The sequence below is a fragment of the Pradoshia sp. Z5_111 genome (assembly GCF_058267535.1).
This window is the reverse complement of the sequence record NZ_JBZCPQ010000001.1, coordinates 384,610-395,930: the sequence shown is the minus strand read 5'-3', so window position 1 is coordinate 395,930 and position 11,321 is coordinate 384,610. Positions and strand designations below refer to the sequence as shown.

The 11,321-nt window shown below is 38.4% G+C and carries 10 protein-coding genes; 1 reads left to right on the top strand and 9 read right to left on the bottom strand.

What is annotated here, in order from left to right; all coding sequences use genetic code 11:
* Nucleotides 1–60 precede the first annotated feature (60 nt).
* The 4 genes from AC4D4A_RS01950 to AC4D4A_RS01935 form a co-directional block, all read right to left on the bottom strand.
* On the bottom strand, nucleotides 61–2,130 hold the full coding sequence (locus tag AC4D4A_RS01950) for a bifunctional aldolase/short-chain dehydrogenase (RefSeq protein ID WP_490994341.1): 2,070 nt from the start codon (nucleotides 2,128–2,130) through the stop codon (nucleotides 61–63).
* A gap of 128 nt (nucleotides 2,131–2,258) precedes the next feature.
* Complete coding sequence (locus tag AC4D4A_RS01945; RefSeq protein ID WP_490994340.1) at nucleotides 2,259–2,978, bottom strand: LutC/YkgG family protein; 720 nt, start codon at nucleotides 2,976–2,978, stop codon at nucleotides 2,259–2,261.
* A gap of 3 nt (nucleotides 2,979–2,981) precedes the next feature.
* On the bottom strand, nucleotides 2,982–4,406 hold the full coding sequence (locus tag AC4D4A_RS01940) for a LutB/LldF family L-lactate oxidation iron-sulfur protein (RefSeq protein WP_490994339.1): 1,425 nt from the start codon (nucleotides 4,404–4,406) through the stop codon (nucleotides 2,982–2,984).
* Between the two features lie 199 nt (nucleotides 4,407–4,605).
* A complete protein-coding gene (locus tag AC4D4A_RS01935) occupies nucleotides 4,606–5,322 on the bottom strand; it encodes a (Fe-S)-binding protein (RefSeq protein WP_490994338.1) in 717 nt (238 codons plus the stop codon).
* Between the two features lie 824 nt (nucleotides 5,323–6,146).
* Between AC4D4A_RS01935 and AC4D4A_RS01930 the strand changes: the two genes are divergently transcribed.
* Nucleotides 6,147–6,884 (top strand): cyclase family protein, encoded by a 738-nt coding sequence (locus tag AC4D4A_RS01930; RefSeq protein ID WP_490994337.1) that lies wholly within the window; start codon nucleotides 6,147–6,149, stop codon nucleotides 6,882–6,884.
* A gap of 181 nt (nucleotides 6,885–7,065) precedes the next feature.
* Here AC4D4A_RS01930 and AC4D4A_RS01925 read toward each other — a convergent pair whose 3' ends face one another.
* The 5 genes from AC4D4A_RS01925 to AC4D4A_RS01905 form a co-directional block, all read right to left on the bottom strand.
* Complete coding sequence (locus tag AC4D4A_RS01925) at nucleotides 7,066–7,320, bottom strand: sigma-G-dependent sporulation-specific acid-soluble spore protein CsgA (protein ID WP_490994336.1); 255 nt, start codon at nucleotides 7,318–7,320, stop codon at nucleotides 7,066–7,068.
* A 163-nt stretch (nucleotides 7,321–7,483) separates the two neighbouring features.
* Nucleotides 7,484–9,100: a long-chain fatty acid--CoA ligase gene (locus AC4D4A_RS01920; protein ID WP_490994335.1), complete on the bottom strand. Its 1,617-nt coding sequence runs from the start codon at nucleotides 9,098–9,100 to the stop codon at nucleotides 7,484–7,486.
* 83 nt (nucleotides 9,101–9,183) lie between these two features.
* Complete coding sequence (locus AC4D4A_RS01915; RefSeq protein WP_490994334.1) at nucleotides 9,184–10,326, bottom strand: acyl-CoA dehydrogenase family protein; 1,143 nt, start codon at nucleotides 10,324–10,326, stop codon at nucleotides 9,184–9,186.
* Between the two features lie 200 nt (nucleotides 10,327–10,526).
* Nucleotides 10,527–10,817 (bottom strand): YxcD family protein, encoded by a 291-nt coding sequence (locus AC4D4A_RS01910; protein WP_490994333.1) that lies wholly within the window; start codon nucleotides 10,815–10,817, stop codon nucleotides 10,527–10,529.
* Entirely contained in the window at nucleotides 10,805–11,248 is a 444-nt protein-coding gene (locus AC4D4A_RS01905; RefSeq protein ID WP_490994332.1) for a hypothetical protein, read from the bottom strand. Before AC4D4A_RS01905 ends, AC4D4A_RS01910 begins: the two co-directional genes overlap by 13 nt.
* Nucleotides 11,249–11,321: the final 73 nt, after the last annotated feature.

Below are 11,321 nucleotides of genomic sequence, written 5' to 3'. Positions count from 1 at the left end.
CTACTATCATATTAGATTGACCAAAAGACCATCTGAATTTCCAGATAATTTCTTACGATATTATCGAGTAAACGCAGCTGGTACTCCGCCGTCTACCGTTAACATACATCCAGTAGTTTTATCTGATTTTGATGAAGCAAAGAATGCAATGGATTCAGCGATATCTGATGGATAAATATTTACCATTAATGTAGTGCGCTTACGATAGTGCTCCTCTAATTCGTCTGGGTGAATTCCATACGCTGCCGCGCGCTCTTCACGCCAACTCGATCCCCAGATTGCAGAACCTTGAAGAACTGCATCTGGAAGAACAGAGTTTACTCGAATTCCGAATTCTCCCCCTTCAGCTGCAATACATCTTGCCAGATGAGTTTCAAGAGCTTTAACAGAGCTATAAACTGCTGCATTTTTACCTGCATAAATTGAGTTCTTAGACCCGATAAATACCATGTTTCCGCCGATTCCTTGCGCTTTCATTTGTTTGAACGCTTCGCGAGCTACTAAGAAATAGCCAGTTCCTAAAACATTCATGTTAAGGTTCCACTCTTTAAGAGTCGTTTCGTCGAATGGGCTGGATGTTGCAAGACCTGCATTGTTAACGATAATATCTACACCGCCATAGGTCAGGGCAGTTTTTTCTAAAGCAGCTTGAACTTGCTCTTCACTAGTAACATCCATTTTTATAGCAAGGGCACGATTAGCACCATATTGTTCGTTAATTTCAGCAGCTACTTTTTCTGCACCCTCAAGATTTAAATCTGCTAGTACGACATGTGCACCTTCTGATACAAACCGGCGAGCTGTAGCACTACCGATACCACCTGCGCCACCAGTGATAAACGCGACTTTACGAGAGAATTCGGCTTCGGCTGGAGCAAGAGTCAATTTATATAATTCTAATGGCCAGTACTCTATGTTATAAGATTCGTTTTCATTTAATGAAACAAAGTTACCTAAAGTTGTAGCACCTTTCATAACTGCAATTGCACGGTGGTATAAAGCACCGCTGACACGGGAATTATTCACATCCTTCCCAGTGTTTATCATCCCCAATCCAGGGATAAGAATCACTCGTGGAGCTGGCTCAAACATTTTGTCACCTGTGTTTTTGTTACGATCAAAATATGCTTGGTAATCATCTTTAAAACTGGCAACACTTTCTTTAATATTATTAATTAATGCTTCAACATCTTTTGTATTCGGATCCCAATTGATGTATAGCGGAATCATTTTTGTGTGAACTAAATGGTCTGGACATGCTGCTCCTATTTGTGATAGCTCAGGCGCTTGATAGCTGTTAACAAATTGAAGTACATCTTCACCACAATCATAAGTTAAAACCATTTTCTTTTCTTCACTTACTGCACCTCGGATGACTGGCATAACTTTTGCTAATATGCTAGTTGTTTCTTTATCAGTAAGTGATTGATATTTTGGACCGCCAAAAGCAGTTTCTTCATTTAATTTTGCACTAATATATTGTTCAGCTTCATTAATAATTTCTATTGTCTTTGCATAGGACCCTTCTGAAGTTTCTCCCCAAGTAACAAGTCCATGTTTTTCCATTAATACTAGTTCTGCATTTGGATTGTTTCTAACACCTTCTGCGATCATTTTTGAAAGTTTGAATCCAGGGCGTACATATGGTACCCAAACAAAACGCTTTCCAAAAATCTCTTCCGCAACTTGTTTGCCATTATCAGCACAGCAAATGCTGATGATTGCATCTGGATGAGTATGGTCAACATGCTTAAATGGTAAGAACGCATGTAATAAAGTTTCAATTGAAGCTCTTGGATGCTTACTGTCAATCATACAGTGCGAAAGATAAGCAACCATTTCTTCATCTGTCATATCATCGCGCTCAAATAATGGGCGAATATCTTCTAAGTTAAGGCCTGTGAAATTATGCGCTTTCATCGTAGCTAAGTCAGATCCACTGCCTTTTACCCACATAACTTCAATTTCTCGACCACGGAAATCTTTTTCAATTGTCTTCATAGAAGTGTTGCCGCCACCCCAGTTACATACGGCACGATCAGTTCCTATTAAATTTGAACGGTAAACTAACTCTTCTACCCCTTTTGTTACCTGTAATGCTTGTTTTTGATTCCATAGATTCTTAACCATCCGATATCCTCCGTTTATATGTTTATTAACATCCGTTACCTATTATACAATACTTTTGTTTATTTTTGAATATTCAATTTTAATTTTGTTTTTATTTTGTTTATTTTTGTTTTATAAAGATTTTATAACTAGAGGTCATTTATTACAATATAAGCAGCTTTTACAGGTCCATGTACGCCCACAACAAGATTTAGTTCAATATCAGCCGAGTTGCTAGGTCCTGTTATAAAATTAATACATGAAGCAACATGAGCTGTTTGTTGATATATCTCCCGCATTTTTTGTGCCGCCTGGGTCATACGGGGTACTAATGTACTTTTTGGTATAAGTGCTATATACGTTCTTGGTAAGAAACTAACCGTTCTGCCTTTATTCTCATCACTAAATAATACAACTGTACCAGATTCAGCTAATGTAATTTCACTTATAGTAATGCCAACATTAGCTTTTTCAGCTTTGGAGATATTCTCGGAACCTTTTGTATAATCCCATTCATATACATCATTCCCATGGCTTGGCCATACCTTATTCAATAGGGAATCGAGACCCCATTTAGAAAAGCGTTCATCCTTCCATGTTACGATTGGGCCCCCGCCAAAATTAGCAACGGTCTTATTTAGCGTTGATGACAACTCTTTTAAGTGTGTTGTATATAAGGTAGTATGGATTTTTTTACACTGTTCTCTTAAAATAACTACTAATTCATCCTGGCTTGCCTCTTTTAACACCTCATCCTGTGGATGGTATTTCCAGTTAGGCCTTGCAACCGGTGTTGAATTTCGAGGTCGTCCTAGCTGACTAGCAATTTTATCTAGAAATAGTTCGCGATTTTGTATGGTTTCAGCCATGATTTATTTGTCCTCCTTTTGGCGATTTTTAAACCAATCTCTGAATCTTTCTTTATTTGGAGCGGGGAACTCTCGAATTTCGGTCCAAGCCTTCAACGGTCCTGGTCCTTTAGAAATCTTATCCCCTACTGTAAATGGATTCATCGCCGTCGGAGCAATTTTAGAGCCAATTTTATAAATAAAAGGCGAAGCTGCACCTAATCCAAATGCCTTCATCGCTAATTTTTCTGAGATTGGCGCTTTCCCTTCCTTCTCAACTATTACTTCACGGTGTTTATGCAGAAGATTATGCAGTGGGATTTTTACTGGACAAACTTCGGTACACGCACCACAAAGGGTTGATGCATATGGAAGTTCTTTAAATTCATCATAACCACCAAGTAATGGTGTAAGTACAGCCCCAATAGGTCCTGAATAAATTGAACCGTAAGAATGCCCACCAACATGGCGGTACACAGGACAAACATTAACACAAGCAGCACAGCGGATACATTGTAGGACAGATTGAAATTCACCACCGAGAATATTAGAGCGCCCGTTATCAACAATAACCAGGTGAAATTCCTCTGGTCCGTCAACATCCAAATCTTCTTTCGGTCCAGTTAGGACTGTAATATAACTTGTTAATTTCTGACCAACTGCACTCCTGGTTAACAGAGACACCAGGACTTCCATTTCTTCGAAAGTTGGAACAACCCGTTCCATACCCATAACCGTAATTTGTGTTTTTGGCAGGGCGGTAACTAAGTCTGCATTTCCCTCGTTTGTGACTAAACTAAAAGAGCCAGTCTCTGCCACGGCAAAATTACAGCCAGTTATTCCAATATCAGCTGAAAGATATTCTTCTCGCAGCATTTCACGCGCATGCCATGCCAATTCTTCCGGCTTTGAGGTTTTTTTGTAGCCAAGCTTTTCTGTGAACACATCTCGAATTTGTTCCTTATTTTTGTGTAAAGCTGGCACAACTATATGCGATGGTGGCTCATGATCGTCTACTTGGAGAATATATTCTCCAAGGTCGGTTTCAATCACTTGACAGCCCTCTTCTTCTAGAGCGGCATTTAGACTGATTTCTTCTGTTACCATCGACTTCGATTTTACAACTTTTTTTGCATTTTTCTTACGAACGACTTCCCGAATATACTCATTCGCTTCTTCCTTTGTTTGAGCAAAAAATACATGCCCACCCCATTTTGCCACGTTTTCGCTTAGTTGCTCTAAATAATAATCTAAATTATCTAGGACATGCTGCCGTATTTCCTCACCATGTGAGCGCCAATCTTCCCAGTTCCCAAGTTCTCCAGCTGCATTACGCCTTTTTATACCCATTCCATCCTGAGCACCAGAAACGGCACCACGCATAAATTCGTCATTAATGCCTTTATCGACTCGTTCCTTAAATTTTTCATTACCAATTTTCATTGCCATCCTTTTTCTCCCACCCTCCGAAAAAGTGAACCTTAAAACTATTCTGTCTAAATGAAAGGGGACACTAATTTTTGTTTTATCATTTAGAACACAACTATTTGACCAGTACCCTCGTCATTTGTTATTCGGCTACAATTGGTATCTTTATGTATCCGCTTTCTAAAATAAGCCTACTAATTATGTAGATAGGGATCTAGAATTATCTACTATTCAATACTTCTGCAATATGAAGGACTTTAATAGGTTTCCCTTTTCGCTCAATTCGCCCTCCAATATTCATCAAACAACCCGCATCAGCACCGATAAGATAGTCGGTCCCAGTTTCTTCTACATGACAGACTTTTTCATCAACCATTTGTTCAGATATTTGTGCCATTTTAACCGAGAATGTACCACCAAATCCGCAGCATTGTTCTTTTCCTGGTAATTCTGTAAAGTTGAGACCATTCACATTTTTTAATAGAATCATAGGTGCTTCCTTTACGCCCAACAATCTGGTCATATGGCAAGAAGTATGATAAGTAGCTGTTCCTTCCAGGTGTGCCCCGACATCTTCAATTTTTAATACATCAACAATAAACTGTGTAAGCTCATACGTTTTCTCTGCTAATTTCTTTGCTTTTGGCTCCCAAACTGGGTCTCCTTTAAATATATGAGGATATTCATGAAACATAAAAGCGCATGAGCCTGATGGTGATACTACATATTCTGCATCATGAAATGTGTCGATCATCCGCTTCATGGCTTCCTTCGATTCTTTCGTATATCCACTATTATATGCCGGCTGACCGCAGCATACCTGTGATTCCGGAAACTCAATCTCACAGCCTAGTCTTTCCAGCAACTCGACAGTTGCCTTGCCAACATTATCCTGAAACATATCAACCAGACATGTTGCAAATAAACTAACTCTCATATCGAATCAACCACCTTAATTAATTCTATTAAAAATTATATATAACCTTTTTATTTCCTTTTGTTTTATTATAGTTTATGTTTGTTTGTTTTTGAATGTTTTATTGAATTTTATTAAAATTCTAACAAAAAAAAAAAAAAAAAAACATAACAATTCTTGCAAAACGAATGCAAGGATTATTATGTTGAAAGTAGTACTATGTCATAAAAAATTAATTTAGATAATGCAATGACTACTATCTTTTGGTTTTATCCATTTTAACAGGTTAGAAATATTTAAGCTTAATTCTTTCATTTATACCACTTTATTTATTAATTATTTATCAACTTTTTTTCGTTATTAAATATAAAACGGATTTAAATAACAAAAAAATTCTTCTAACACTTCTTGATGTTTACATAACCCAAACCTTTCTGCAGAGAGAAGATTATCGTTACATTTGCATAAGGAACTTTCTTTTCAGCTTTAGATAAATTTCAGAGATAGGTATATGTGTATCCACTAGAATTTCATGAAGCAATACTAAAGGATTAGATGAGTAACATACGGTTCTCCAGTAACACGTTTTAACCATGGTATGCTCTTTCGGCAAAATCTAATGCATCATCTTCTAAAAAGTCTATTTCACTATTTTCGAGTTTTACACTCTTATACACTTATCATTCTCTTAAGCCGTTTATCTTAATATCCCTTAGAAAATCAAAAAATATAGGAGAAAGCATCAAGCTTATATTCTTTTAAAAGAGAGAGCTTGTTGCTATTTCATCTCTATGATAAAGTATATAATAATTATTTGAAAATTAAAAATCCTGGAGGCTGAATAGATGGCGAACAATCTGTTGCAGGTACTTAATATCTTGAAATCTAAGGAGTGGGTGGACCTCACTCATACATTTGGACCAGATTCCCCTCATTTTTTTATGTTTGATGACGCACAGATTGATCCTTTATTTACTCATGATGACGGATTCATGGCACAGCGTTATTCGTTCGCAGGTCAATATGGAACCCATATTGATCCTCCCATTCATTTTGTGCCAAACACACGGTATTTGGACGAACTGGAACTAAAGGAGCTTGTGTTGCCCTTAATCGTGATTGACAAATCAAAAAAGGCAGCGGAAAATCCTGATTTCACGCTCACCATCCATGATATATTAGATTTTGAGACAGAACACGGCACGATTGAGGCAAATACATTTGTGGCTTTGCGCACCGACTGGAGCAAGCGCTGGCCTGATAAAGAGGCCTTCTCCAACAAAGATGAGGAAGGCCATAATCATATCCCTGGCTGGGGCTATGAAGCGTTGAAATTTTTGTTTGAAGAACGAAGGATCAAAGCTATTGGCCATGAAACCTTTGACACCGATTCAGCTATTGACTTCCGTAAAAATGGGGAACTTAGAGGCGAATATTATGTGCTTTCTCAGGATACGTATCAAATTGAACTCATGAAAAACCTGGACAAACTGCCTCCTAAAGGAGCTATCATCTTTAATATCGTACCGAAACCTGAAAAAGCGTCAGGGTTCCCAGTACGTTCGTTCGCTATTTTGCCTTGATAGGACAAATATAAAAAAGGAGTTGCTATGCATCTCCTTTTTTCTTGAGCAATTTTTAGGAAAAATGATTCTTATATATAGACTATCTGAACTAATTGAATCGTTCTGCCTTCTCCCTGAAACGTATGATGTCAGCAAAGCTTGATTTTATAATCTTGAAGTCGTGCGAAATAAGAATCCTTCAGACAAACAACAACTCATAAATCTCATTTAAATGCCTGGATCGTTCTTCGTCCTGCTCTTGATTTGAATACGCAATGGCATCTTGTAAAACCCGATTGAGATAATGACTTTCACCCACTGATAAATCTCTGACAAACTGTTCTCCGCTATCGTAATTTCCGTCTGCAATCATATTATAAATATGCTTGCCAACTTTGCTGTCCTCCGTATGTGCTGATAAGATTTCCTGCACGTATCCTAATGACTGGTTCATAAAGTACACTCCTTAATGAATAGTAGTTATCCCTTATTCTTTACAGGAGAGAACAAATCATACCAGCATTTTCCGGTTCATCTTTGCATTTATAAAGCAGCCTCACTAAAAAAGTCCAAACCACTTCCTTGATGGTTTAGACTTCTCCCCTATCTATCCACTATTAGTTATTAGATACTCTCTCTTGAATCATTTCTCTCAATTTAGCCTTTAGAAATTTACCAACCGAGGTTTTCGGGATTTCTTCCATAAAAATAATTTCATCAGGTACCCACCAGTTTGCAAACTGTGGCTTAAGAAAGCTTCGAATCTCTTCTTCTGTAACCTTCCCATGAAATTCAGGCTTAAGAACGACACACCCAATCGGTCTTTCCTGCCATTCGGGATGCGGTATGGCTACGACACTGGCTTCAAATATCGCCTCATGAGCCATTAAGGCGTTCTCCAGATCAACAGATGAAATCCATTCTCCGCCGCTCTTAATTAGATCCTTAGTACGATCGACCAGTTTGACTGTCCCTTCTTCATCTACAGTAGCCACATCTCCAGTCAATAGCCATCCATCTTTAAATGCTTCGGCAGTCCGTTCATCACGATAATATTCATCAGCAATCCAATTACCGCGTAACATCAGCTCACCCATATCCATTCCGTTCCAGTTCACTTCACCTTCAGCTCCGACCACTTTCATTTCCAAGCCTGGTACAAGCAAGCCTTGCTTAGCTCTAATATCGAGCAGCTCTTCCTCTGGCAAGTCTAATTGATAGCTTTTCAGACGTGATACGGTTGCCAATGGTGCAGTTTCTGTCATTCCATAAGCATGTAGGAATGGTATCTTATATTTAATTTCATATTGCTTAATCAATCCTTTTGGTGCAGCCGAGCCGCCGCATAAAATAAATTCCAACGAGCTTGTATCATACGTACCTTTTTCAAGCTCCTGCAGGAGACCTAACCAAATTGTCGGCACACCCGCTGTTTTTGTCACACCTTCTGATTGGATAAATTCGGCTAATAATTTCGGGTTGAATCGAGGTCCAGGCAGAACCTGAGTTGTTCCAAACCAGGTAGCTGCAAACGGCAATCCCCAAGCATTCACATGAAACATTGGTACAACAGGCATGACCACATCTCGTTCAGAAACAGCTGTTGTATCGGCGAGGCCGAGTGCAAAGCTATGCAGCACGATTCCCCGGTGAGAATACAGTACTCCTTTTGGATTCCCAGTTGTTGCTGATGTATAGCACATCCCTGCTATTTCATTTTCATCCAAATCATTTATAAATGGAGTTTTCGGGTTACCGACTGCTAGAAGTTCTTCATATGAATATGCCGGTTTAAGACTTGTTGAGGGAATTTCTGGTTGATCCGTCATAATGATATAGGCCTTGACGGTTGTCAATGCTGGAGCGATTTTTTCTATTATGGGTACAACATCTTCATCAATCAATAGTACCTTGTCTTCTGCATGATTAATAATATAGGTAATATGTTCTGCAGATAACCGAATATTTATGGTGTGGACAACAGCTCCAATGCCAGGTACTGCAAAATATGCTTCGAGATGGCGATGGTGATTCCACGCCAGCGTACCGACTTTATCACCTCTTGATACATTCATTTTCTGGAGTACATCCGCCAGCTTTCTTGTCCTTTCACCGATTTCTTTGTACGTTAATCGCTGCACCTTGTCATGAGTCCTTGATACCACTTCTTTCTTCGGGAATACTTTCTCAGCTCTTTCCAGCAAAGAATGTACTGTTAATGGCACATGCATCATTATAATTACCCCTTCCTCCTATTAATTGAATATAGTACTCTTAAATCTCACCTGATGAATCCAATGCTAATTCACTTTCCCCATTATAGTCCGAGGTTTTTAGCAATGATCGTCTTCATAATTTCATTTGTACCGGCATAAATACTGGCAACCGGGGTATCCCTGAATCGTCTGGCAATCTTATATTCTTCCATATATCCATATCCACCGTGTAGCTGCATGCATTCTACCGAGATGCGTTTAGACATATCTGTTAATTTCCACTTAGCCATTGAGACTTCTGCCACTATATTCTTCCCGGCTATATGATCTGCAATTAATTGATCAAGAAATACTCTTCCCATTTTTATGTCGGATGCGATTTCAGCCAGCTTAAACTTCGTATTTTGAAAATCACTGATTGATTTTCCGAAGGCTTTCCTTGACTTAACATAATCAAGCGTCATCTGAAGCATATCCTCAGCAGCAACCTGAGCTGAAATAGCCACGATTAACCGTTCCTGCTGGAGCTTATCCATCATATACATAAAACCTTGCCCTGCTTCTCCCAATAAATTTTCCTTTGGTACGATACAATCCTCAAATAGGAGCTCAGCTGTATCCTGGCAATGCATACCCACTTTTTCTAGTTTACGTCCTCTTGAGAAGCCTTCCATATCTCTTTCGACAACAAGCAGGCTGATTCCTTTATGCTTGGGTACAGCATGTAAATCCGTTTTACAAGCTACAATGATAAGGTCTGCGTGGATTCCGTTTGTAATGAACGTCTTCTGTCCATTTAAAATATAATGGTCCCCTTTTAATTCTGCGTATGTAGATAAGGAAGCAAGATCAGAGCCTGCACCCGGTTCTGTCATGGCAATAGCTGTGATGATTTCCCCGCTGACACATTTGGGAAGCCATTTCTCCGTCTGTTCTTTCGTACCATAGGCGTAAATATACGGCACAACAATATCATTATGAAGACCAATCCCGATTGTACCGGAACCAAGGCGTTCAAGTTCTTCATTAATGACAACTGATATACCCCAATCCGTTTCCAAGCCGCCATATTGCTCTGGTAAATCAGGGCATAAATATCCCTCTTGACCAAGCTTGGACCAAAATTCTCTTGGAATCAGTTTCTCTTTCTCCCACTGATCATAGTATGGATACGCCTCTTTTTTTAGAAACTTTCTAAAGGATTTTCTAAATATGTCATGCTCTTCATTTAAATAAGGATGCATCTTTTATTTCCTCCTATATGTATGTAAGCGCTTAATCATTTCTTATGCTTTTTATATTAGCGACCAATATGTATAAAGTCACGAACAATTTTATATTTTTCTGAAAATATGTAACAGTCCCAGTCAATTGATGAATAGACTGATTATAAGCTAATCATTTTAAACAATAAAAAAAGAGGCCTAAGCCTCTTTTCATACTTTTATTGAACGTAGGCAATAATGCCTTCCTCGTCATCTAATTCAAGTTCAATTGCTGCAGCAAATGGATCCATACTCAGCTCATGCTCAATATAAAAACGCAGTGCTTCAATCATGTTTGCGGTGATTAGAATTTGGGATCTACCATTAACATGTGCTTCTGCGGAGAACCCATATTTATCGTCATACATTAATTCAATTTCTACTTGTTCAGGATTGACTTGCTTTTTAGCTGCGATATAAACACAAAGTGAATTAATAATCTCTTGTTCTGATATTTTTATTGTCTCCACGTTCCGTCAACCTCTTTTCGTGGACGGTTACTGCGTGTAAAGATTTTTTTGATTAAAACAACAACCAGCAAAATCGCAATTACATTTAATAATAAACCAAGTACGGATCCCATGGCACCCATATTAGCCAGCAAACCGCCGAATAATAAACCGGCAATACCGCCAAGCATCATGCTTTTCATAAATCCACCTTTATTAAATGAATTTGTTTTAGTTGCTTTGGCATTGCTGTTTGTTGTTGATTTTTGCTTATTAACCGTTGATTTATTTTGGTTGAAATTAGATTGGTTGTTATTTGAATTGAACGATTTTTTACCTGAACGGTATGATTTTGCACTAACCTCGTGTGAAGTTCCTACAAACGCATGTTCAGCCACCGGTGCAAATACAAAGGTAACCAACATAAAAGCAGTTAACATTTTCTTTAACAAAGTAATTCCTCCTGTAATTCTAGTAGTCAGGCTTAGTTTCCCATATTTGTATTTACGAATCAAGTTTTAAGAA